Origin of the sequence: Leuconostoc carnosum (assembly GCF_007954525.1) — a bacterium.
GTDB classification, from domain to species: domain Bacteria; phylum Bacillota; class Bacilli; order Lactobacillales; family Lactobacillaceae; genus Leuconostoc; species Leuconostoc carnosum.
Window position 1 is genome coordinate 1,066,102 of record NZ_CP042374.1, and the last position, 23,819, is coordinate 1,089,920.

29 protein-coding genes and 1 tRNA gene are annotated in these 23,819 nt (G+C 37.3%); 18 read left to right on the forward strand and 12 right to left on the reverse strand.

The genetic code is table 11. The annotated features are described in order from the left end of the window. Positions 1–7 precede the first annotated feature (7 nt). The 10 genes from FGL89_RS08635 (at position 8) to FGL89_RS05375 (ending at position 6,504) form a co-directional block, all read left to right on the forward strand. Positions 8–172, forward strand: coding sequence for a hypothetical protein (locus FGL89_RS08635; RefSeq protein ID WP_186727192.1), 165 nt, complete (start codon positions 8–10; stop codon positions 170–172). Beyond that, complete coding sequence (locus FGL89_RS05335) at positions 169–1,242, forward strand: phage portal protein (protein ID WP_147000455.1); 1,074 nt, start codon at positions 169–171, stop codon at positions 1,240–1,242. The genes FGL89_RS08635 and FGL89_RS05335 overlap by 4 nt, the downstream gene beginning before the upstream one ends. Beyond that, complete coding sequence (locus tag FGL89_RS05340) at positions 1,239–1,808, forward strand: HK97 family phage prohead protease (RefSeq protein ID WP_147000456.1); 570 nt, start codon at positions 1,239–1,241, stop codon at positions 1,806–1,808. Before FGL89_RS05335 ends, FGL89_RS05340 begins: the two co-directional genes overlap by 4 nt. Before the next feature lie 11 nt (positions 1,809–1,819). Beyond that, positions 1,820–2,962, forward strand: coding sequence for a phage major capsid protein (locus tag FGL89_RS05345; protein WP_147000457.1), 1,143 nt, complete (start codon positions 1,820–1,822; stop codon positions 2,960–2,962). A 55-nt stretch (positions 2,963–3,017) separates the two neighbouring features. Beyond that, positions 3,018–3,317: a head-tail connector protein gene (locus FGL89_RS05350; RefSeq protein WP_147000458.1), complete on the forward strand. Its 300-nt coding sequence runs from the start codon at positions 3,018–3,020 to the stop codon at positions 3,315–3,317. After that, positions 3,310–3,657 carry a phage head closure protein gene (locus FGL89_RS05355; protein ID WP_147000459.1) on the forward strand — a complete coding sequence of 116 codons (348 nt, stop codon included), beginning with the start codon at positions 3,310–3,312 and terminating at the stop codon, positions 3,655–3,657. Before FGL89_RS05350 ends, FGL89_RS05355 begins: the two co-directional genes overlap by 8 nt. Before the next feature lie 9 nt (positions 3,658–3,666). Then, positions 3,667–3,864: a hypothetical protein gene (locus FGL89_RS05360; protein WP_147000460.1), complete on the forward strand. Its 198-nt coding sequence runs from the start codon at positions 3,667–3,669 to the stop codon at positions 3,862–3,864. After that, positions 3,864–4,052 (forward strand): hypothetical protein, encoded by a 189-nt coding sequence (locus FGL89_RS05365; RefSeq protein ID WP_147000488.1) that lies wholly within the window; start codon positions 3,864–3,866, stop codon positions 4,050–4,052. Before FGL89_RS05360 ends, FGL89_RS05365 begins: the two co-directional genes overlap by 1 nt. Positions 4,053–4,161: 109 nt before the next feature. Then, a complete protein-coding gene (locus FGL89_RS05370) occupies positions 4,162–5,289 on the forward strand; it encodes a tyrosine-type recombinase/integrase (RefSeq protein ID WP_147000461.1) in 1,128 nt (375 codons plus the stop codon). Between the two features lie 447 nt (positions 5,290–5,736). After that, a complete protein-coding gene (locus tag FGL89_RS05375; protein ID WP_041773240.1) occupies positions 5,737–6,504 on the forward strand; it encodes a helix-turn-helix domain-containing protein in 768 nt (255 codons plus the stop codon). A gap of 26 nt (positions 6,505–6,530) precedes the next feature. Here the strand turns inward: FGL89_RS05375 and FGL89_RS05380 are convergent, their stop codons facing one another. From FGL89_RS05380 to argC, 8 genes are all read right to left on the reverse strand, one after another. Then, positions 6,531–6,770 carry a hypothetical protein gene (locus tag FGL89_RS05380; RefSeq protein ID WP_014974991.1) on the reverse strand — a complete coding sequence of 80 codons (240 nt, stop codon included), beginning with the start codon at positions 6,768–6,770 and terminating at the stop codon, positions 6,531–6,533. Between the two features lie 202 nt (positions 6,771–6,972). Then, the gene (locus FGL89_RS05385) at positions 6,973–7,347 is read right to left on the reverse strand and encodes a TIGR02328 family protein (RefSeq protein ID WP_014974990.1); all 375 of its coding nucleotides are present in this window, start codon (positions 7,345–7,347) and stop codon (positions 6,973–6,975) included. A gap of 40 nt (positions 7,348–7,387) precedes the next feature. Next, positions 7,388–7,675, reverse strand: coding sequence for an AFWIR motif membrane protein (locus FGL89_RS05390; RefSeq protein WP_014974989.1), 288 nt, complete (start codon positions 7,673–7,675; stop codon positions 7,388–7,390). A 127-nt stretch (positions 7,676–7,802) separates the two neighbouring features. Beyond that, positions 7,803–7,874: transfer RNA gene (locus FGL89_RS05395), tRNA-Asn, on the reverse strand. Positions 7,875–7,929: 55 nt separating this feature from the next. After that, positions 7,930–9,051: an acetylornithine/succinylornithine family transaminase gene (locus tag FGL89_RS05400; RefSeq protein WP_014974988.1), complete on the reverse strand. Its 1,122-nt coding sequence runs from the start codon at positions 9,049–9,051 to the stop codon at positions 7,930–7,932. Between the two features lie 24 nt (positions 9,052–9,075). Continuing rightward, positions 9,076–9,813 (reverse strand): acetylglutamate kinase, encoded by a 738-nt coding sequence (gene argB / locus FGL89_RS05405; RefSeq protein WP_041773239.1) that lies wholly within the window; start codon positions 9,811–9,813, stop codon positions 9,076–9,078. A 38-nt stretch (positions 9,814–9,851) separates the two neighbouring features. Next, positions 9,852–11,066, reverse strand: a complete 1,215-nt coding sequence (gene argJ, locus FGL89_RS05410; protein WP_014974986.1) for a bifunctional glutamate N-acetyltransferase/amino-acid acetyltransferase ArgJ — start codon at positions 11,064–11,066, stop codon at positions 9,852–9,854. A 22-nt stretch (positions 11,067–11,088) separates the two neighbouring features. Then, positions 11,089–12,129 (reverse strand): N-acetyl-gamma-glutamyl-phosphate reductase, encoded by a 1,041-nt coding sequence (argC, locus tag FGL89_RS05415; protein ID WP_014974985.1) that lies wholly within the window; start codon positions 12,127–12,129, stop codon positions 11,089–11,091. A gap of 243 nt (positions 12,130–12,372) precedes the next feature. Between argC and FGL89_RS05420 the strand changes: the two genes are divergently transcribed. Continuing rightward, positions 12,373–12,672 (forward strand): PadR family transcriptional regulator, encoded by a 300-nt coding sequence (locus FGL89_RS05420; protein ID WP_186727201.1) that lies wholly within the window; start codon positions 12,373–12,375, stop codon positions 12,670–12,672. After that, a complete protein-coding gene (locus FGL89_RS05425; RefSeq protein WP_014974983.1) occupies positions 12,641–13,204 on the forward strand; it encodes a DUF1129 domain-containing protein in 564 nt (187 codons plus the stop codon). Before FGL89_RS05420 ends, FGL89_RS05425 begins: the two co-directional genes overlap by 32 nt. Before the next feature lie 26 nt (positions 13,205–13,230). Here FGL89_RS05425 and FGL89_RS05430 read toward each other — a convergent pair whose 3' ends face one another. Beyond that, positions 13,231–13,737, reverse strand: a complete 507-nt coding sequence (locus FGL89_RS05430; protein WP_147000462.1) for a YbhB/YbcL family Raf kinase inhibitor-like protein — start codon at positions 13,735–13,737, stop codon at positions 13,231–13,233. 2 nt (positions 13,738–13,739) lie between these two features. Continuing rightward, positions 13,740–14,129 carry a hypothetical protein gene (locus FGL89_RS05435; protein WP_014974981.1) on the reverse strand — a complete coding sequence of 130 codons (390 nt, stop codon included), beginning with the start codon at positions 14,127–14,129 and terminating at the stop codon, positions 13,740–13,742. 97 nt (positions 14,130–14,226) lie between these two features. On the opposite strand from FGL89_RS05435, the gene FGL89_RS05440 reads away from it, so the two are divergent. The 6 genes from FGL89_RS05440 to dld all read left to right on the forward strand — a co-directional run bounded on the left by FGL89_RS05440 (position 14,227) and on the right by dld (position 21,226). Next, on the forward strand, positions 14,227–14,526 hold the full coding sequence (locus tag FGL89_RS05440; protein WP_014974980.1) for a hypothetical protein: 300 nt from the start codon (positions 14,227–14,229) through the stop codon (positions 14,524–14,526). A 121-nt stretch (positions 14,527–14,647) separates the two neighbouring features. Further along, positions 14,648–15,979: a dihydrolipoyl dehydrogenase family protein gene (locus FGL89_RS05445; protein ID WP_014974979.1), complete on the forward strand. Its 1,332-nt coding sequence runs from the start codon at positions 14,648–14,650 to the stop codon at positions 15,977–15,979. A 280-nt stretch (positions 15,980–16,259) separates the two neighbouring features. Continuing rightward, a complete protein-coding gene (locus tag FGL89_RS05450; protein WP_014974978.1) occupies positions 16,260–17,795 on the forward strand; it encodes an MFS transporter in 1,536 nt (511 codons plus the stop codon). 70 nt (positions 17,796–17,865) lie between these two features. Continuing rightward, a complete protein-coding gene (locus tag FGL89_RS05455) occupies positions 17,866–18,393 on the forward strand; it encodes a PadR family transcriptional regulator (protein ID WP_014974977.1) in 528 nt (175 codons plus the stop codon). Positions 18,394–18,402: 9 nt separating this feature from the next. After that, on the forward strand, positions 18,403–18,822 hold the full coding sequence (locus FGL89_RS05460; protein ID WP_014974976.1) for an OsmC family protein: 420 nt from the start codon (positions 18,403–18,405) through the stop codon (positions 18,820–18,822). A 718-nt stretch (positions 18,823–19,540) separates the two neighbouring features. Continuing rightward, a complete protein-coding gene (dld, locus tag FGL89_RS05465; protein WP_014974975.1) occupies positions 19,541–21,226 on the forward strand; it encodes a D-lactate dehydrogenase in 1,686 nt (561 codons plus the stop codon). A 218-nt stretch (positions 21,227–21,444) separates the two neighbouring features. On the opposite strand, the gene FGL89_RS05470 is transcribed toward dld, so the two are convergent. Both FGL89_RS05470 and FGL89_RS05475 read right to left on the reverse strand, forming a co-directional pair. Continuing rightward, positions 21,445–22,107, reverse strand: a complete 663-nt coding sequence (locus FGL89_RS05470; RefSeq protein ID WP_014974974.1) for a potassium channel family protein — start codon at positions 22,105–22,107, stop codon at positions 21,445–21,447. Between the two features lie 62 nt (positions 22,108–22,169). After that, entirely contained in the window at positions 22,170–23,573 is a 1,404-nt protein-coding gene (locus FGL89_RS05475) for a TrkH family potassium uptake protein (RefSeq protein WP_014974973.1), read from the reverse strand. Positions 23,574–23,819: the final 246 nt, after the last annotated feature.

Genomic DNA, 23,819 nt, shown 5'->3' on the forward strand with positions numbered 1-23,819 from the left:
AGAGCCAATGAAAAATATTATCGAGTATCTACCATTCATACTAATTGTGCTAGGCATTATCTCGCTTGCAGTTAGTGCGTTCATGCTTATGGCACCATTAGGCTTCCTTGTAATTGGTATTGGACTATTTGCATTAGCTTATATCCTAGTACCGAAAGGGGGTAACACATGAGTTTAAAGAATCCATTTGAGACAAGGCAGATGATTACACCTAGTAATTACATGCCTTTTATTTTTGCGGATAGTGGCGTGTCGATTGTCCCTAATGATTTGATTAGCGCTGATGTTGCTTTACATAACAGTGACTTGTACAGCGTGACAAGCCTTATCAGTGCAGATATTGCAGGTGCTATTTTTACAGGAAGTAATCCCAACGCCTTGAATGTTTTGAACAAGCCAAGTCATTTGACTAGCCGTTACAATTTTTGGCAGACGGTTGTTTTAGAGATATTGCTATCAGGTAATGCCTTTGTAGTGATTGATGGTAAAGAGTTGCGCTACGTTCCTAATCAGAATGTGATGCTTGATTTAACCAATGATGTACTGACTTATCAAATCACACCCTTTGGTGATTATCAAGGTGGGACATACCAAGCAAAGAGCGTGCTTCACTTTAAAATCATGGCACATGGTGTCAATGGTGGTGAGCTGATTGGTCATAGTCCACTAGAAAGCCTAGTGAATGAAGTCCAACAGCAGGAACAAGCCAATCGGCTGTCGTTGAGTACGATAGCGAAAGCACTTAATCCAACATCAGTTATAAAAATACCTGAAGCAGTGGTTAGTCCTGAAGCTAAGGACAATATCCGTAATGAGTTTGAGAAAGCCAATACAGGTGCTAATGCAGGTCGTACTTTGGTATTAGATCAGAGTGCAGACTTTCAAAGTATCTCAATCAATGCAGACGTTGCCAAGTTCTTAAACAATGCAATTTATCAACGAACACAGATTAGTAAGGCGTTTGGTGTTCCTGATAGCTACTTAAATGGTCAAGGTGACCAACAAAGTAACCTAGAAATGATACAAAGCATGTATGTGAATGGCTTAAATCGCTACATTGAGCCAATTATTAGTGAAGTACAAGCTAAGTTTAGTGATGACATTGCCCTAGATATGAGTAGTATTTTGGACTATTCCAATGCCACTTTAAAGCAAGATTTACTGAACTTTGTTGATAAAGGCATCTTAGACGGCTCTCAGGCGCAAAAAATTCTCGTTGACAAGGGGGTTATCAATTTATGAACGATAAAGAGACACGAACCTTTGATATTAAAGGGTTAGAAGTGCGTGATACCGCTAGTGATGACTTTATTGGTCAGATAGGTGGGTATGCCGTTGTCTTTAATGAGCCAAGTCAAAATCTAGGTGGATTTATTGAACGTGTTGACCCCAACGCTTTTGATGATGTTGATTTTAGTGACGTAGTAGCGTTATACGATCATAATTTTGCGAATGTATTAGGCAGAACATCAGCCGATACATTGCAGTTAGAAATTGATAAAAAGGGATTACGTTTTAGTTTAAATATTCCCAATACCACGTTAGGGAAAGACGTTTACACCAATATCCGTGCTGGTAATTTGCAAGGCATGAGCTTTGGTTTCACAGTTGATGCTGATGATTGGGATAGAGGTGCAGACCAAACGCCAGAACGTGTTATTGAAAAAATAGGTGCTTTATATGAAGTATCAGTAGTGACTATGCCTGCTTATCAGGACACTACTGTGAATGTCACAAGAGCGCTTGAGAACCTGAAACAGAGTGAGGTCAAGGCTAAGGCTTTGGCAGTGCTTACAACTTACGAATAGGAGATACAAAGATGAAAGTTAGTGAAATTGAAGCCCAATTGAGTAGCTTAAAAGCCCAAAAGGCTTCCAAAGTTAAAGAGGTACGAGCATTGGCAATGGCAGATGATTCTGATACGAATGATGTTCAAAAGGGTGTAGCCAGTGTTGATGATTTGCAGAAACAAATTGATGACTTGCAAGCCCAATTAGATGCCGTTAAAAAGGCACAAGGTTTGTCAGATGATAAGCCTGATGATGCAGAACCCACAGATAAGAAAGGAAACAATAATATGCAAATTGACCCAAACAAAAAGCAAGAGACCACAGAAGTACGCGACTTCATTCATTATTTGAAGACAGCCGAAAAGCGAGCAAATGGTATCACTACCACAGAAGCAGGCGTTGTCATTCCAAAAGAGATTTTGGATATTCAAAAAGTACCGACTGATGTTCGTAATTTGTCAGCCGTTATCAATCGTGTATCAGTAACATCAGGTATGGGAACATTGCCTATCTTGCAAAAGAACACAGCACGATTGACAACAGCCGAAGAACGAGCTGAAAATCCAGAAATTGCAAATGCAGTTTTGAAAGGTGTTGACTATAAGGCACTTACTTATCGTGGTGCTTTGCCATTGTCTATGGAAATGGTGCAAGACGCTCCAAACCTCAAGACATTGCTTAATACCTACGTTCAAGAGGCTAAAGAATTGACTGAACAATATCAAATTGGGAAGATTTTGCAAACAGCCACAGCCGTGTCAGCAAGCACAACAGATGATTTGAAGACAGCCTTTAACAAGGGATTGGCTAACTATGACCGTCAATGGATTGTGACTGAAAGTTTCTACAATGCCGTAGATTTGTTGAAAGATGGTAATGGTCGTTACTTGTTGCAAGACTCAATCGCTAGTGCATCGGGTAAGGCATTGTTTGGCTCAAACGTCTTGATTGTCGCTGATGACGTGTTGGGCGCTGATGGTGATGCAAAAGCCTTTGTGGGAGACCCTAAGGCATTCGTGTTGGAAGCTATGCGTTCTGATGTTGCGATTGAATGGGATCACAACGAAAACTTTGAACGTATTCTTGCCGTTGCTTTGCGTGCAGACTTTAAGGCAGCCGACACTAATGCTGGTAAGTTTATCACTTATGGTGGTGTTCCAGCAGGTGAGTAACATCATTTCCCCAGTAGTGGGGAAGTACATATAATCTTAAAAGGAGTAAACAGATATGGCATTAGTGACATCACAGGAATTGGCAGACGAACTAAATATAGATACAGATGAAAATGAGTTAAAGACGGTTGCTAGCTTGATTGATTCCGCAACGTCTATGATTAAATCATCAATTAAATTACAGGTAACTGATGATGATATTTTGGCAGTTAATGAGCCACTATATAATCGTTTGATTAAAACTATGGCGACATCACTGTATTATGATCGTGAATTGTCCACTGGCTACTCTAAGGGTGTGATGATTATGCTGATGAACTTGCGCAGTGAGGTAATAGGAGTTTATGATGCTTAAATATAAACCAAGTGATTTTAATAAACGTATTGCCTTTGGCACATTAGATACTGGTGACTATGACGACAATGGCAACCCGATAACGACATTTGTTGTCCAATCAACGCTACACTATGCGCCTAGAACGCGTACTATGACCCAACAGTACACGATACTTGGGACTAAGCTCGAAGATACTATCTTAATTGTTTTACGGCACAGCAAGAGACTTGATGATAGTTTGATTGCCAAACTGCCAGATGGTAAATATTACGACATTGTGGGTATTAGTCCAGATGATAGCAATAATATTATTACTTATGACATTGTTACTTTGAAATTAAACACATCAATACAATAGGGGGACATTATGGCTATTCAAACGATTATTATTATTGGCATTCCACTGTGGTTGATAGCATGGAAAATGTATACAACAATAAAGCTATTAACCAACGAAATCAACTACTTCTCAAAAGAAATCAAGGGAGTAGTTGAGAATATGGAACGTCTAAACAGTCAAGTACAAGTACATGAATCTAAAATTAAGGCATTGGAGAATAAATGATGCAACAATTACAACGCTGGCCAAAGTGGTTAAACAGAAATGAAGCACATCAATATATCAGTGTTGCTGATAACACGTTCATGAAGCACTATGTTAAGAATGGCAAGGTAAAGGCTTATCCGACAGAACATGGTATCAGATATGATCGTGATGAAATTGATGAAGCTGTAAAACATTACTACGATTAAAACGTGCAACCAGTCAAATAGTATGAAATAATGAAAGCGTGTTAGTTTGAAATTACCACGCTTTTTTTATTTTGACCTTTTGGCTCAATCATCAAAAGGAAGTATAAAAATGCAGATAAAACAAGTTGATAGCAAACACGGTAAAGTCTATGAAGTCGTGGGCTATATTGGTAGGCATCAAGACGGCACACAAGCAAGAGCCAAAAAACGAGGTTTTGACAGTAAACGTAGCGCACAACAATGGTTTAATAATGAGGTGGCTTTGTTTAGTAATGGGCAGAGTAAATACAATAAAAAAACAACTCCCAACGTTATGACCGTTAAAGAGTTGTATGATATGTGGCTTGAAACCTACCAGCACACGGTTGAAGAAAGTACACTCAATAAAACAATGAATGTATTCAACGTGCATATTATTCCTGCATGGGGTGATACACGTGTAACTGATATTAAGCCATTAGACTTACAACGATATATTAACACAATGCAAGGCAAAATATTACATTATCGCAAAATAACAGGCTATTTAAGGCGCTTGCTTAATATTGCAGTTCGTATGGATATGATACCAGTTGACCCATTTACAAAAATTGAGATGCCTAAAGAACGTAGACAAGTCAATAAACGTAAGCAATTTATGGACGTTGATGAATTTAAAGCCTTTCTAGAAGTTTTGGATAGCCAATATAAATACATTAATCAGCAAGCCTATACATTGCTTAGATTGGGTGCTATGACTGGTATGAGGACAGAAGAATTACTTGCCTTACAGTGGGAGCAGGTAGACTTTAATGGCGGTTATATAAGCATTGTACAGGCGCTAGGTCGTGGCTTTAATGGCGGTACGTATATCAAAGCCCCCAAAAGTCAGACTAGTAAACGTACACTCAAGATTGATAATAAGATGTTGTCTGTTTTGTCTGATTGGTATAATTTTTCATTGTATAAAAATGCAGAGGATTATGTATTTAATAACGAGGGCAAAACGCTTCAAGTTATGAGACCTAATAAATGGTTGCATGATGTCAGCAATAAGTACGGTGTGGCTGTTGGGTTGTCTATGCACAAATTACGTCACACATGGGCGACATTAGCATTAGATCAGGGTGCTAGTGTTAAACAAGTGCAAACATATTTGGGTCATGCAGATGTCTCTATGACACTTGATGTGTATAGTGATATTACAAAAAGAGCCAGTGATGAGACTGGTAACATTTTGTCGAAACTTGAACTATAATAACACATAAAGTAACACAAAACGCCTGATGTATTGGTATAAAAGGGTCTTAGTAAATCCCTTCTTCTCCATTCAGCATTTCATGGCGTTGCATAAGGTTGCAAAAACCTTGATGTAGCGCTTTTTTTGTTCAAAAACGTTGCACTGCATTTCATAGCATTTCACACAAAAAGGTACTTTTTAGGTACTAAATTAAATCAAGCGAGTAAGCAATTTAACGGCGTTTAAGCCGTTTTTTCTTTGTAGAAAAAGGAAATCTCCGCCACATCAACAAGCATATATCATACATATCAATGACGTTGCAGTGCCTATTAGTTGGTTTTTGATATCAATTAAAATGCGGCTGAAGAGGTGGTGTCTTTGGTGCTAGTCTCGCTTGCTTTACAAATGATAGCTTTAATTGCTAGTATTGTTCTTGATAATAAAGTTAAATTAGAGGTGAAAGATATGAGCTTTGAACAAGATATAAAAAAACTGCGTATGGGACAGGGGATGACGCAACAAGAATTGGCTGATCAGGTTCATGTTAGTCGTCAAACTGTTTCAACGTGGGAAACTGGGAAAAATTATCCTAGTTTAGATGTTTTACGTAGTTTAAGTCTCTTGTTTGACATATCTTTCGAAAAAATAATGTTTGGAGAAGAAATAGATATGAAGGATAAACGGATAAGTGTTGCGGAGTCAATTGACAAAGATGTGTCGTTGAAACAAAGATATAAAAAGGTAGCTATTATATTTGGCTCGATGTTATTATTATTGATTGCTTGGGTTGTCACTTTAACAATTGGCTATCAAAAAGGAATTAATACAATTGACCGGTTGAATCCATTTTTGCAGTATCAAGTGGCATACACTAAAATGCCTGACGACAAAGAAATTAATCCAAATAATCAAAAAAATCATGGGTATTGGACAAGGTGGTTTTCTGATAATGAAATGGGTACAGATTGGCATAAATTGACACTAACCACTGGCATTAATCCAGGTGTTAAAAATCCATACGTGATGGCTTATCATAAGGGTAGTTATGTCAAAATAGCTAGAATTGTGCCAGGCAGTTCAGTTAGTCAGGTGATGAAAAGTAATGTATCTGCCGTTAACAGATTAGTATATTCAAAAAATAAGGAAAATTTAAGTTTAAACATGGGACCTACCAAGACATTGAAACATAAAATCCATTATTCTAGGGCAATTCAAGAATTAGTTGTGGAATAAGACCAGTTGAATGTCCTGAGCGTTGCTTATGTCCAGGCCACTAATAAAAAGCAAACGGCTGCGCAAATACTTGCAGCTGAAGCAGTTATTTTCTGCGTGACTTTATAGTCATAGATAGCATTAATTAAACAAAAAATAGCAAATATATACAACCCAATTTTTGAAAAAATATGATTGCCTGTAAGAATCTGTGCGATTATAGTCAAAAGTAATAATATTAATCCGAAAATCATAAGCCAAATTGGCATTGCACTTGTTTTATTCATATGGTCATCCCCAATAATGCTTTTAACGTGGTTCAATGCACGTATGGTTAGTGTTAATTGATTGATTCTATTTAGTATGGAAATAATTATATCAAAAAAAGAAAATGATTGAAACTTTCTGAAAATGCATAAAAACAATTTTAACGAAATAATTATCTAAAAAGCCTCCGCCCATCTAAGTAAGTTGGGCGGAGGCTTTTTGTTATATCACATGATCAATGAAAATATTTTTCTTCCTGAGATTCTCTAAGCAGTCTGCAAGGTAGGTCTCGTTATGCTCAGGATAAAGCGGATGGGTAGGTACAATCGGTTCTAATGTTGTGTAGGGTAGGGTATGTTTACCACGATACAGGGGCTCCAGCCACAATGGATCTGGTTGATAGTCGCGTGATAGCATTTCTGTCATCACAAGTTTGTGGTATTGATACAATTTGAAGGGTGAGTGGTCAAATACATAATTCACCGTAGCATGCGGTTTGCCCCAACCTTTACCACGTAGCGCACAGCATTCACGATGTTGTCCTAATAGTTGTTGTCTAGGCAACTGTTTGATTAGATTTTCATGCCATAAACGCATGGTTATTATTCTCCTCACGTAGGCTTGCGATAGGCCAACATTATTTTTTGTCTTTATTTATTTCTTCAAAATCGCCATCAAATATACTGTCATCAACTTTGCTTTGACGTGGTTGAATAAATTTTGAACGGATCCAGAATGCAAGTGAGATGAGGATGATGACACCAGCGATTGCCCAAAAGTTTTTGATAATAAAACTGAAAATTAGAATGAGAATGATGGCCAATATGAGCCTTGGAATAATGCCAAATGTACTTGCAAATAAAAGTGACACAAGATAAATGACCCATAAAACTGCAAATAATGCAAAGAAAAGTATACCGAACATGTAATGTACCTCCGTTTGTAATAGCGTAACACCTTGATTAATATCTAGTCAACCAGTTCTATGTATTTGTATGAGATAAATTATAAAATAAAAACATCGAAAACATTTAAGTTTTCGATGTTTTGTACTGCTCCACTTGGATTCGAACCAAGGACCTGCGCATTAACAGTGCGTTATTCTACCACTGAACTATGGAGCAATAGTTAACTAATCAACTATTACAGTATACCAAGATTGGAAAAAAATGTCAATACTTATTTTTTAAGAAGATAATGTTTTATTTTCTCTAGTGAATCTGTTAATTGTTCTGTACTGATGGTTAATGGCGGTAACAGACGTAAAGTGTTATTTCCTGCTGATAGTACAATAATATGTGCTTTTAGTAGTTCAGATACAACATCATTCACAGGGATATTTAATGTAATGCCGGCCATCATTCCTAGGCCACGGACTTCTTTTACTGTCGGAAGTTGCCGAAATTCATCTAACTTTAGCCAAAAATGTTTAATTTTATCATCAATATCATTAAGTACACCATCTAAGACGGTTAGCGTAGCACTGGCTGCTGCCATAGCTAGCGGATTACCACCAAATGTTGAGCCATGTGTGCCATAGGCTAATGCTGGGGCTAGTTCATTTTTGGCTAACATAGCACCCACAGGGATACCATTGGCTAGTCCTTTAGCACTTGTAAAAATATCTGGTTCAAATCCAAAATGCTCAAAAGCAAATTTTTTTCCAGTACGGCCCATGCCTGTTTGTACTTCATCGATAATCACTAAAATATGTTGTTGGTGGGCGAGGGCAATTAAGTCATCAATGAATGCTTGTTCAGCTGGAATGACGCCGCCTTCACCTTGAATAAGTTCAAGCATAATCGCTGCGACGTCGTCATTAAGTAGTGATTTGACACTGTTAATATCGTTGAATTTGGCATATTCAAACCCAGTAAGCATGGGCATGCCAGCATGGATACTATCTTGACCAGTAGCAGCCATAGCAGCATATGTCCGTCCGTGGAAAGAGTTGGTAAAAGAAATAATCGTTGATTTACCAGTTGCGAGACGAGCTAATTTAATTGCTGCCTCGTTAGCCTCGGCACCTGAATTAGCAAAATAGGTGGTGTATGTATCACCACCAAGTTTTTGTGCGACTGTTTCTTGCAACGGATTTTGATATAAATTAGGTACGTGCCAAAGATGGTGAGCTTGTTCGACAAGAGCTGATTCAACTTGTGGGTGACATGCACCGACATTGTAAACACCGATACCGCTGGATAAATCGCTATACGATTGGTTTTTTTCGTCCACCCAAGTTGCATTATTGGCTTGGATAAAAGTTACTGGTGCACGATGATAATTTGGAAATAGTGGCATGAATATTCTCCCTGTAAAATATGATTATAAAGTGACAACCGTACCTGGTTGCGTTACGGTGTCAGTAATGTGAACATGATGAACCCCTAGCTGTACGGCATGAAGCGCACTATTGACTTTGGGAATCATACCACCAGTGATGATATGTGATTTTTTTAGTTCCAAGGCCATCTTTGGTGTTAGTTGTTGCAAAATATTGCCACTTACTTTGATACCAGAAACGTCTGTGAGTAAGTACAGTTTGTCAGCCTTTAAATATTTGGCAATCGCACTAGCAGCAGTATCAGCGTTGACATTTAACCATTGGCCTTCGTTGGTAATAGCTAATGGGGCAATGATTGGTATTAAATTTTGTTGCCACATTTTTTGAATGAGTTGGGTATTGACTTGGTGAATGGTGCCAACGTAGCCATAAGTGTCTTGATCTAACACATGGCCAGTTAATAGCTGATTGCTACCAGCATTGAGGCCAATAGCTGGTACACCATTTTGGCGGAAAGATTCAATCAGTGAGGGCTGTACTTGGCCAAGTAAGGCCATTTTAGTGATATCAATACCTTTTTGTGTGGTGAAACGGATACCATTAATTTTTTCTACTGGTTCATTGAGCTGTGACATGAGATCTGAAATGACGTTGCCACCACCATGGACAATGGCAATTTGATAGCCGAGTTTTTGCCAATGCTTGAGTGTATCAAAAAAAGCAGGTGTCAGTTGTGTTGTCGTTGAACCACCAATTTTAATAATCATTTTTTTAGTCATCATGCAAGCCTCCGTGTTTCTATATGTCTAATTGTTGTTTATGTTGAGTACAAGGCATTGATTTTAACATAATCATAAGTGAGGTCAGAACCCCAAGCTTGACCAGAAGCTGAGCCATTATGCAAATCAATGTCAATTGCGATTTTTTTCTGTTCAAGGGCTTCTGTCATAGCTTCTTGATTAAAATCTGTTGGTGCACCGTCGGTCATGACGGGGATTGTATTAAGTGATATATCAATAATATCAGGATCAACGGCTACATCACTTGCGCCAATAGCAGCAATAATTCGTCCCCAGTTAGGATCCTTACCAAACATTGCTGTTTTCACTAACGAAGAGCCAACGACTTTTTTAGCTACCATACGTGCATCTAATGATGATTCACTGTTCTTGACGGTCACGGCAAGCAGCTTAGTTGCACCTTCACCATCGCTGGCAATACCAATAGACAAAGCTGTGGTAACTGTATGTAACATTGTTTTAAAATGATCATAGGTTGATGATGCAGTTATGATTTCGTCATGTCCAGCTTGTCCGTTAGCCATAACTAGTACGGTGTCGTTGGTACTCGTATCACCATCGATTGTAATCTGGTTGAAACTCGTTTCAACATCTTCGGATAAGGCTTTTTGAAGTAGGATAGGTGAGATACTAACGTCTGTGGTAATGAAACCAAGCATAGTAGCCATATTTGGATGCAACATACCAGATCCTTTGGCAACACCACTCATTGTCACAGTATGACCATCAATTTGGCTCTGAACCGTAATTGATTTTTCAACGGTATCGGTTGTCATAATGGCATGTGCGAAAGCTTTTGAATCACCAGCGATATGGAGCTGATGTATGCCATTAACTACTTTATCAATGGGTAAAACTTGTCCAATAATACCAGTTGAAGCCACAGCAACGAGGTTAGGATCAATGTTGAGACTATCAGCTGCTGTCTGTTGCATTGTCTTAGCATGTTGATGACCAATTTTGCCAGTTACGGCATTAGCATTGCCAGAATTGACAATAATTGCTTGCAACAGACCATCTTTAATCGTTTCTTTATCAAGTTTTATGGGTGCTGCCTGTACTTGGTTGGTGGTAAATACGCCTGCTACCGCTGCAGGTACATCACTGAAAATCCAGCCAAGATCTTTTGATTTATGTTTTAGGCCAACATGTTGACCATCGGCGTGAAAACCGATGGGTTTTGCGATATCAGCACTATCTAACTGTGTTATTTTTGAAAGTAATTCTGTCATAGTTCTTCCTTGTAAGTTTTTTTTAGGCGTATTGTGCGATGAGTTCTAGACCAGTCGTTTCATCTAAATCAAATAAGTGGTTCATATTTTGAATAGCTTGACCTGCAGCGCCTTTCACCATATTGTCGATGACACTAATGATTGTGAGGTATTTGGTGTCAGGATTGTATGTTAAGCCAATATCTGCAAAATTTGTGCCAATTACTTGTTTAATATTGGGTAATTGATCTTGCGTCATGACACGAATAAAAGGTTTATTTTGATAAGTATCTTCATATATTTTTTGTAGTGAGTCAGCTGATAACTCGCTATGGAGTTTGACATAGGCACTGACAAAGATACCGCGATTAATGGGAAGTAACGATGTCGTAAATTGAATATGGTTAATATTTGGTTGCCACTGCTTCAACTGTTGCGTGATTTCGGGGATGTGTTGGTGATGGTTTGCTTTATACATTGTGAAATTTTCATTAACATTGATAAAGTGGCTACTGGTTGTCAATGATTTACCAGCACCAGACATACCGCTTTTGGCATCGATAATGATATTTTCTTCATCCAACAAACCTTGCTGAGCGAGAGGCGCTAAAGCAAGCAATGTTGCTGTGGCATAACAGCCAGGATTAGCAATATAGTGGCTATCATTTTGATAAAAATCAGCTAAGCTATATTTAGCTTGGTCAAGTAAGTGTTGCGGGGCTGGTGTTTTCTTGTACCAAGTGGCATATTCAGATGCATTGAGTCGGAAATCTCCGGATAGATCAATGACTAGAAAATTAGCTTCAATGAATGGTTGCGCCATGTCTTTGCTGATACCGCTAGAAGTAGAGAAGAATACGACATCAGCAGATTGCATAATATGCAAAGGGTCAGCTGGTATTGGTGTTAAATTATACATTGATTTAAGATGAGGATATGTTGTACTAATCTCTTCTGCATGATCTGATGTATTGTGAATTGATACAACATGAACAGCAGGATGATTGTACAATAATCGCAGCAATTCAAGACCACCATAACCTGTAATACCAATAATGGCAACATTAATTATTTTTTTGTTCATGCTGGTTCTCCTCGTTCATATGATGTTATAAATATTAAACTTTTGTGCATTAAAATACAATTAATATGCATGATTAACATGAATATTAGTGAATTAATGTATATAAATACACGAAATTACTAACTTGTAAAACGAGGTAGTTGATGGTAAACTATTTTTGATAGCTATATTGTTTTACAAGTTAGGAGGCGACATGTGTCAAAATTGAATACGCAACTATTAAAAGGCACATTAGAGGGTGCTATGTTACTCATCATTTCTCGTGAGGAATTGTATGGGTATGTCTTAAACCAAAGGTTACAGGAATCAGGCTTTGATACGGTATCTGATGGCACAATCTATCCCGCGTTACAAAAATTACAACGCGAAGGATATATTGTCGGTGAAATGAGAAAATCACCCGAAGGACCAGCACGAAAATATTTTAAAATAACAGCTGAAGGTAGAACATATTTGCAGTTATTTATTGAAACGTGGTCGCGATTAAAGCAAAATATGGAGGGATTAATTGATGAGAATCAAAGACGTTATTGGGGAAAATAATGAGTTACAAAAGCAGCTGAACAAGGATAATGCAGCATACTATGATCAAGTTATCACTCGCGGACGGTTACAGTATTTGTGGAAATCAGAGGAAGTCGTTGAACCGCTATTGCTGGATATTTTAAAGGATATTCTAGATGCTCAACGTGATGGTTATAGTGTGGAAGAAGTTTTTGGAGATCCCAATGTATTATTGCAGAAGACAATGGCAGAGATTCCTAATATGAAATTTTGGCAGACACTGAAGTATTATTGGTTTGTGCCTGTCATCTATTTTGCGATGATGTTGAGTAGCTTTGTTATGGATATATTTTCAAAGCATTATTTTAATGGCGGGGCGTTTTTGCTGTCATTAGTTGGTGGCATGATTACGCTATCAGTACTATATTGTTATCGTGAAAAATTGTTGAACTTTGTTTTACTTAATAATAAAAAAACACACCTATGTTTCTATCTTTCAATTATTATCTATATTTTGATACTTGTTGGTTTATTTTATGTTTTACCTGATTTTTGGGTCATTCGTTTTTAAATCAAAAAAACACTTCCGAAGAAGTGTTAGGCACGTGCAGGCAATTCTACTATTGCAATGGATAAAACATGACCATTACTTTTTGTACGTAATTCATTCAAGAAGAAACCGTCTTGAATATCAAGTTTAGTATCGAGTGCAAATACAGTTAGTGTGTAGTTGTGCGTTTTGTCTGGTGGCATAGGGCCAATGTAAGCCTGATTAATGTCAGGATTGGCTGTTTCGTTTGTTGTTTGTACCATGTGCCAAGTAGAATTAGTACCAGATACGGCATGGCCGCGGGCTCGCAAATTTTCTGGAATATTGGCGACAGGTAAATTAGCTGCTAACCAGTGAATCCAAGGAAAGCCAGTCACTGGTACCGCATCGTAGTCAATGAGGCTCACTGATAATGATTGAGTTCCTGCCAGAATATCTGTGATTATTACTGGAAAATTAACCGTTGGCCTATCATTTGTACGATAATCAATTGGTGCATATTTGGCATATTTATCAGGCAGTAGGCCATTATCCAAGTCGACATGAAGTTCCATAATTATTCTCCTATCAAATTTTTCTTTGTTTGTGCAAGGTGTGCGCGCACATCGATTGTCATTTCCTTATTATAAACACGAATGGCCTTGGTGGCGGTAATAATAGCTTCAGTACGTTTATCAATGTCAGTTATGGCGCTAATGTGTTGTGTGGTAGCTGCCTCAAAACGGTCGATAAATGCTTTCTGCAGGGTAGGCGCGTTGGCACGTAATGTTTCAGCCGCCGCTACCTGTTCATTATTCTCTAAGTCAGCAATCGCTTGATGATAACCTTTGAAAAACACATCAGGGTCTGTTGTGTTTTCCCAAGTAATTGGTTCATCTTCAATAGATGATGCCTTTTTTGTCACAGTAGTTTTTGGCTTTTTTTTAAATAAATGAAATAGCGACATGCTTTTCACCTTTCTTGAAAAATATTTATAACTTTATTGTACCGAACATTTGTTTTATTTGGTACAATAAATTTAACTTTTAAAACTGAGGAAAATCATGGCAGCACGTAAAACAGTATTTAATGACAAGCAACGTATTTTGCGATTATATTCAGCATTAATTAGCCGACGTGCGTTATCAATTGAAGAAATAGAAGATATGTTTTTTATCGGACGCAAAACGGTGCAGCGTGATATTTCAGAAATTCGTACTTTTTTGCATGATTTACAGGTCGGTGAACCAGTTCAATCAGAAATTATTTATGATCGTAATTCAAAAAAATATCGACTAACCGAGATGGAAAACCTATTTCATGTATTTAATAAGATCAATCAAATTGACGAAGATGGGCGTTAGAATTATTTGAAAGCTGATTTTTAGTAACTTCACTAATAACGGTTTATACTATAGGTAATGTAAGCGCTAAGCAAGTTTCTGCTTAGCGCAAATTCTTAGTATGCCATTAGGAGGTTAGTTAATGACAAGTCAATATGATTATGATGTTTTATATCTTGGTAGTGGGCATGGCACATTTGATGGTGCAATGCCACTAGCACAGTCAGGCGCTAAAGTAGGTGTTATCGAAGCTGATATGATTGGTGGGACGTGTCCTAATTATGGTTGTAATGCCAAAATCACGCTCGATGCACCAGTGGAATTGACACGAACAGCAGAACGATTATCTGGGATTGTTGAAGGAAACCTGACCATTAATTGGACTCAAAATGAGGCACATAAAGAAGCGGTCATCAAAGGATTACCAGATATGATTGGTGGCTTGCTAAATGATTCAGGGATCGATGTGATTCACGGACATGGTATGTTTGAAGATAATCATACAATTACTGTTGATGGTCGGTCAATAACTGCTGATAAAATTGTCATTTCGACTGGGCTACGACCACATCGCCTTGATGTTCCGGGCGCAGATTTGGCTCATGATAGTCGTGATTTTATGGATTTGACTACTTTGCCTAAAAAAATAGTTATTATCGGATCCGGTTACATTAGTATGGAATTTGCAACAATTGCTAACGCAGCAGGTGCTGATATCACGGTGTTAATGCATGGTGAACGAGTATTACGACAATTTTATGCACCGTACGTTGATAAGGTTGTGACTGACTTAAAGCATCGTGGGGTTAAATTTATTTCAAATGCTGATGTTACAGCGTTTGAACAAGATGGTAAACAAATTCAAGTAAAATATAGTGGTGATCAGTTGTTGACAGTTGATTGGGTGTTAGATGCTTCGGGTCGGATACCAAATGTTGACAATATTGGGTTAGAAAAAATAGGCTTAAGTTACAATGACTCAGGTATTTCTGTTAACGATCATTTACAGACAAATATTGATAATATTTATGCATCAGGAGATGTCATTGATAAAACACAACCCAAATTGACTCCAACAGCAATTTTTGAATCAACGTATCTTTTCAAACAGTTTTCTGGTCAAACAACAGCGCCAATTCAGTATCCTGTTGTGCCTTCAGTTGTCTTTACCTCACCAAGAATCGCACAGGCGGGCATGTTGGCGCAAGATGCGGAACACAATGGTTATACTGTGCAGCAAACAGATTTAACAAAAGATTGGTATCGTCAAGTAGACAATGAAGCAATCGCAGATAACACATTAATTTTTGATCAACAACATCATTTGATTGGTGTTACCGAAGTCAGTGAGCAAGCTGAAAATGTCGTTAATTCCTTGTTGCCAGCGATCGAATTTAAATTTGGATCGGCTGAAATTGAACGACTAATTCACTTATTCCCATCAATAGGTGCCGCAACATGGGCACAATTATGAAGATGGGTGGCTAATAAAAAGAATATTGTAGCTAGGATTTTTTAGAAATAGTTAGCAGTTTATTAGCGCGGCGTAGGCCGCGTTTTTTTATGTGATGAATTGAAATGCAAGTGGTAATTTTAGATCTACTTTTATTGGTGCTTTAATGATATGTTATTTGCCTTTGACGGCTATTTTTTAAACTAAGCTGTCCTAAATAAAATAACTATTGACAAATTTATTAACTTTATTTATACTAACAATATTAATATAAATAAAGTTAATAAAAAGGACAGCGATTATGAAAACAAAATATTTAACGACCTTATTTGTACTGGGTATCTTTATTTGCATGCTGGATACAACCATTATGAATGTGAGTTTACCAAATATTAGTGAGCATCTGCATGTTGGGCTTGATGAATTATCATGGGCATTGAATGTGTATCTCATTTTATTTGCGGCATTAACGATACCGTTAACCAGATTAGCAGAAGTACTTGGTAGTCATCGCTGGTTTTTAATTGGTGTGGCATTATTTGGTACTGGTTCAGTCATTTCGGCCTGTGCATTTGGCTTAAATGTTTTACTTGTTGGTCGAGCAATACAGAGTATTGGTGCGGCACTGGTATTTCCGTTATCCATGACATTAGGGATTAGCCTAGTACCAGTTTCTCGCCGAACAGGGATGATTGCCATTTTGGGAATTACGCAAGGCATTTCGGCTGCCCTTGGCCCTACTGTTGGTGGTGTTGTGACACAATTTTTGGGTTGGCGCTGGATATTTTTGATCAATGTTCCTTTAACCGTGATTATGATTGTACTTGGTTTGGCTAATTTAAAAATTAAAAATGAGGTACAACATCGACAACCATTGGATGTACTGGGGGCAGTATTTAGTATTGTCTTTCTATCTACGTTATCGTTAGGCATGATGCAAGGACGTGTCTGGGGTTGGTATTCATGGCTAACCATATCGTGTTTTGCTATCAGCGTGATAACTTTTATCTGTTTCTTGGTAACTGAACGACGTAGCAGCAATCCAATGGTACCCTTAGAACTATTTAATAATCGTACATTTACAATTGCATCACTTATTATCGTGTTGAGTAATTTATTTTTAGCTGCGACTACTGTTATTCTGCCTAATTATTTTATAAATATTCAAGGATATGATGATTTGCGTGCCTCCTTGCTTATTGCACCTATATCATTTGCTATTTTCGTGGTATCACCAATATCCGGTTTTGCAAGAGATCACATTAGAAGTAGTTGGTTGCTCATGATGGGATTTGCATTTATGGCCGCTGGTTTTGCTTGGTTGGCATATGGTGCGTTAGCATATCAGTGGTCTGCTTTGGTTGCAGGATTAATAGTTGGTATTGGATATGGCTTAATTACTGGCCCCATTCTTGTGATTGCAGCTGGTAGTTTTCAAGATAAATTGCTCACAGCCTCTCAAAGTGTAACTGGTGTCTTACGGCAAGTTGGGACAATGCTATCAGTGGCTATTTTTGTGACAGGGTTATATGTGAACTTAGATGTTGCTAGAAAAGAATCGGCAGATTATGCACATCAAAAGATAGAGAAGACACAAATGCCAGAGCCACAGAAAAAAGTTGTCATACAAAAAATTGATAAGAATATGAATAAATCTCAGTTTGAACCAACAAATACGAAGAAATTGCCTGAAGCTTTAGCCAATAGTGTTTCAGATATTGAACAGCATGTGGTTGTGGGATTAAGACATGGTTTTGAAAAACTGTATATTTTCTCATTGCCGTTTATCTTACTAGGTGTTGTTGTGAGTGCATTTTTGAAGGATAAAAAATTCTAATTGATGTATGTTATATTAACGTAGTGTATAATGTTAAGTAACATACAAATTGGAGGCCATCATTGTGACAATGAAAGGCAAAGAGATCATTTTAGGTATTTTACAAGATGGTCCGCATACTGGTTACGAAATCAATGATATTTTTCAAACGCGATTGAACCATTTTTTTGATGGTACCTTTGGGATGATTTATCCAACATTGAAGAAACTAGAAATTGAGGGATTAGTCAGTAAAGAGCAAGTTGCACAGACAGACAAACCAAATAAAAATGTTTATTCTATTACACCAGCGGGAGAAAAAGTTTTTTCAGTAGCACTTTTAAAACCAACTTCTGATGAAGTACTGAAATCTGATTTTCTAATGAGATTGTATTTTAGTGAACACTTACCAGAAGAACAAGTGATAGCCTTTATTAAGGAAGAAATTGCTCGGAAGTCGGCTAAATTAGTTAATTTAAAAGAACAATTAAATCAATGGGTGGGCAGTGGTATGACGACCACTCAAAAAATTGCGTTTAATTATGGGATTGCTTACTATAAGTCAACCTTGGCCGTGCTAAATGATACGTTAGCACAGTACAAAAATGGGGCAGAATAGGTGTTTACGATGACAGAACAAGCATTGTATCATACTGAAGTTGAAAATACGGATGGTTTAATAGGGCATGTCAAGACAATTACTAGTTGTGATCTCGATGTTGTGACTAGTGGGCCACTGAGTGACCAAGCAGGCACGAACCCAGAACAGTTATTAGCTGTATCTTTCTCAACTTGTTTAAATGCGACAATTGAAGCAGAAGAGAAGCGTCGTCAACTGACACATCAGAGCATTGTACGTGTCGCAATTGATATGATTCGAGATACGGAGGGATTTCAGTTTATTGTGCATGCTCAGGTAAAAATACCACATGTGAGTGCTCAAGAAGCAGAAGAAATTTTGTCAATTGCCGAGCGTCGTTGCCCTGTTTCAAAATTGTTAATGGGTAACGATAATGTGAGTATTTCTTTAGTTGATAGTCTAAATTAAAGTACAATTCAGTGATTTTAGTAAATCAAAAAGCTGTTGGTTAACCACCAGCAGCTTTTTGATTAGGATGATATTTCAATTTTCAAGAATAATTAAACTAGTACTATTATTAGGGATTGTGATTTATTTAGTTTATAATTCGAGGAACTTATTTTTGGGTGCCGTAACTGAATGCCACAACAGTATTAAATAAAAATGATAACAATTAGAAAACGGTTGGTTGTATTGGTGCTGATACGCTTATGTGGTACTAAAGAAGATTTTTTGTTAAATTAAGAAGAAAAAATGCTACATATTAAATATTTTCACGTGTCATTTCGATTATGAGTAGGTTGGTTAAACAGTCAATAGTTGGCATTATTAATTAATAAAAATAATCCATATTAGTCACTAGAAAAATACATGATTAACAATGATGGTAACGTATAATAATATAGAAATATTTCTAGATAAATAGAAATTAAGTTAAATTATAATAAACATCATTTGAATGGCATAATTAATAATTGAAGTAAAAAATATCATTTACGCTCTTAATTATACTGAAATTTTGTGACGTAACTCATCAACATGAAATCAATAGTTTGAATTGCAATTAATTTCATAAAAGTGTTCTGGATCTTTTAAAATCAACCTTTTTAAAATCAAAGTGGTATAGTGTAAATATAAATATGCTTTGAAAATTGATCAAAGGATAAATTTTTTGTGGAGGTTTATTATGACAACTGTTCAAGAGTTGACAGGAATTGTTGGTAACAATCACATCATCACATCAGCTTCAAAATCATTGCGCTATCGAAGTGGGTATCGAAGTGGACGAGGGGACGCATTAGCGGTTGTATTGCCTGGAAATATGATGGAGTTATGGAAAGTGTTAAAAGTATTACACGCCCATAATACAATAATTATTATGCAAGCTTCGAATACTAGCTTAACTGAAGGATCAATTCCAGCGCCGGGATATGACCGTGAATGTGTTGTGGTCAATGGCACAAGAATTAAAGGTGTGCAACTGATTAACCATGGAGAGGAGGCACTTGCTTTTCCAGGTACAACGTTATTTAAACTAGAAAACGCATTAAAAGTCATTAATCGTGAGCCGCATTCAGTTATTGGCTCATCAAATTTGGGTGCTTCAGTCATTGGTGGTATTAACAATAATTCGGGTGGTGCGTTGATTCAACGTGGTCCCGCATATACAGAATTGTCATTGTACGCTCAAATTGATGCTAATGACGAATTGCGTCTCGTTAATCATCTCGGTATTGAATTAGGAGATACACCTGAGGAAATGATTAATAATCTAGAAAATCGAAATTTTGATATTGATAATGTTAAAAAAGATGAAAAGCGTGTTGGGCATAACCGTGATTATGAAGCCCGTGTCCGCAATATTGGCTCACACACACCAACGCGTTATAATGCTGATCCTAATGAATTGTATGAAGTGTCCGGTGCATCTGGTAAATTAGCAGCTTTTGCTGTCCGCTTGGACACATTCCCAAAAGAAGGGGACTCACAAGTTTTTTATATTGGCACAAATGAGCCAGCTGTGTTAGAAAAAATGCGTCGCCATATCCTATCTGAATTTAAGAATTTGCCAGTATCTGGAGAGTATATGCATAAAGAGGCATATGATTTAGCAAAAAAATATGGTAAGGATTCATTGCTTGTTATTGATACAATAGGTACGAATATGTTGCCGTATTTGTTTAGCTTGAAGTCAACTGCTGAACGTATACTCGGTCATATTCCAACTTTTAAACCGTATTTTCCTGATCGTATGCTCCAGCATGTCGGCCAAGTATTTCCTAATCAATTACCGAAAAGAATTGAAGCGTATAGCAACAAGTATGAACATTATTTACAATTAAAGATGGTTGGTGAAGGAATTGATGAAGCACGCCAATATCTGAAAGAATTTTTCAAAACGGAATCAGGCGATTATTTGGAATGTACACCTTCAGAGGCTGAAAGAGCTGCTACACATCGTTATGTAACAGCTGGTGTCGCCATTAGATATCAAGAGGTTTTCCAAAATAAAAAATTGGATATTTTACCGTTAGATATTGCCTTGCCTCGTAATGAGTTTGATTGGTTTGAACATTTACCAAAGGAAATTGAGGATAAAATCGAGCATAAGTTGTATTATGGTCACTTTCTTGATCATGTGATGCATCAAGATTATATTTTGAAGCCAGGTGTTGATCCACATGAATTGAAGTTAGAAATGTTGAAATTGCTTGATAAAAGAGGTGCGATTTATCCTGCCGAACACAATGTTGGACATCTTTACCACGCTGCGTCAACGTTAGTGAATCATTATAAGCAGAATGATCCTACTAATAGTTTCAATCCAGGTGTTGGGTTGACAACGATGGAAAAGTATTGGGGTAATTATTAATTCAGTTAATAATTATATTGTGTCTTGTATTTACCTCACAACAATAGCACATCATATATAAGCGCGTTGTGCTTAAATAGCAGTAAAAAAGCCGATTCTCTAGACAGTTCATTCGTTCTAGGAAGTTGGCTTTTTTAATATGATAATATTTTCGATCGATAAAATAAACCTGAGTGACATTGTATATTTTAAATGTCGCTCAGGTTTATTTAGAGAATTTAATTATTTGTCATTTGGTCAAAATCATCGACCATATCTTTTGGTCCAACAACAGATAGAATGTCTTTATCATGGATACGATAACTGGCTTTAGGTGCAACGAGAACTTCACCTTCATGCCGAACTGCGATGACATTCAAGCCGAATTTTTTATGAATATTAAGTTCAGAAATTGTTTTACCAGCAAATTGTGGATTAACGACTTGCACTTCAGCCATAGAATACTCATCTGATAGTTCGATGAAATTCAACATATTTGGCGCCAAGAGTTTTCGTCCGACACGTTCACCCATTTCACGTTCGGGCTGCACGACTAAATCAGCACCGATTTTTGTGAGCACACGGAGATGTATTTTGTTTTCGGCTTTGGCAATCACATTTTTGGCACCAAGATCTTTAGCATTAATTGTCGCTAAAATACTTGCTTGCATGTTGTGACCAATGGCAATTACCACATGGTCAAAGCTACCAATGTCTAGCTTTCTAAGGACATCATCTTCTTGGGCATCAGCAATAACAACCTGTGTCGCAATATCTCGGTAGTCATTGACATTTTCCTCATTTATATCAATACCTAGGACATCTTGTCCGTTAGCAACAAGAGTTTCTAGTAGGGCACCACCGAAACGGCCGAGCCCAATAATAGCATATGTCTGCTTCATGATAGTTTGATGTCACCTGGTCTTTTAATAACTCAGTGACATGTAGCTCCTTTCAAAATAGATTAGCCAATAATAACAGATTCTTCGGGATATTTATAGGGGGCATGGTCGCTGTGGACATTTAATACTGAAAACATAACAGTATAGATACCTACACGGCCAATAAACATAGTCAACATAATGACGATTTGCCCAAAAATATTTAAATGTGGTGTTAGCCCTAAAGTTAATCCTGCGGTAGCAAATGCGCTAACGACTTCAAATATAATATATTCGAGCCCAAATTTAGAATCCGTACCTTGCGTTAACATGAGTAAAAAGGACAGGATGCCAAGAAAAACTAATGAAACAAAAACAAGCAATAAGGAACGAGTGATGTTTTCTTGTGTGAGCCGACGATGGGCAAAAGTCACGTTAGTTTTGCCACGTAGCGCAGCTGTTGTTTTTAATAGTAGTACACCCAGTGTAGTTGTCTTGATCCCGCCCGCTGTTGAACCAGGGGTGCCACCGACATACATCAGCATAATTGTGAGCAGGATAGTAGCTGGAGCCATTTGGCTAAAACTAAATTGTGTAAAACCAGCTGTACGGTACGATATAGACATAAACAAAGTATTCGCAACGCGATTTAATGGTGAAACATCAGAAGCAATAGCTAAATTTTTTTCAGTTAATTCAAAGAGCAACCAGCCACCCAAAATTAAACTACCAGTCATAACGAGTGCAAGTTTGGAGTGTAATGTGAGCCGACGAGTATGACGATAGACTAATAGATCTCGCCATACAAGGAAGCCAAGAGAGCCAGCAACCACCAAACCAGCAAGGATAAATAAAATCCAAGGTTGGTTAATATAAGCATTACTACCATGCGGTAAAATAGTAAATCCGGCATTTCCAAAGGCTGAAATAGCGTGAAAAACTGCATAAAATGCGCCACGTTTGATGCCGAATTCAGTTATAAAAAAGGGCGATAAGAGTAGTGCACCAACAATTTGAATAATAACGGATAATTTAATCACGTAACCAAATACGACACGAGTATCGTACAAACTCTCTAAACTATATACTTCTTGTACCATCATTTTGCTACGCAAATCCATTTGTCGTCGTGTTGCTGTGAAGAGTAAAACAGAAAACGACATGAAGCCTAGCGCGCCTATTTCAATTAAGATCATAATGACAATTTGACCAAATACAGTCCAATGGGTTGTTGTATCGACGACCGTTAACCCGGTGACTGAAGCTGCTGAAGTGGCAGTGAATAGTGCGTCCATGAAACTATGGCTAGCTGAGCCATTATAACTAAATGGCAACATAAGTAACAAGGCACCAAATGAAATGACAGTTAAAAATCCAAGCGTTAAGCGTTGAGGCATAGAAATACGCGACCAAAAGGTATGGCGCTGGGATTGATTATGAAATTTTTTCATCTCCGCTGGTGTAGGGAGTTCAATTTTCCGTGACATAGTGAGATTAATATTACCTTCTAAATGTATGTAGATTACCTATTATAACGTTCTTTGTTACATTATACACTGTATAAAATTGAAGTGTATGAGGTAGTCATTCATATTGGCAGAGTATATTTTTTGCTGTTGAGACTGTCGTGATTTAATCTGAGAATTCAATTATAAAATCACGTGTCACTCTGTTTTATTTGTATGCTCTATTAAGATAACATACTAACTATATAATTATACAAATTATGGATA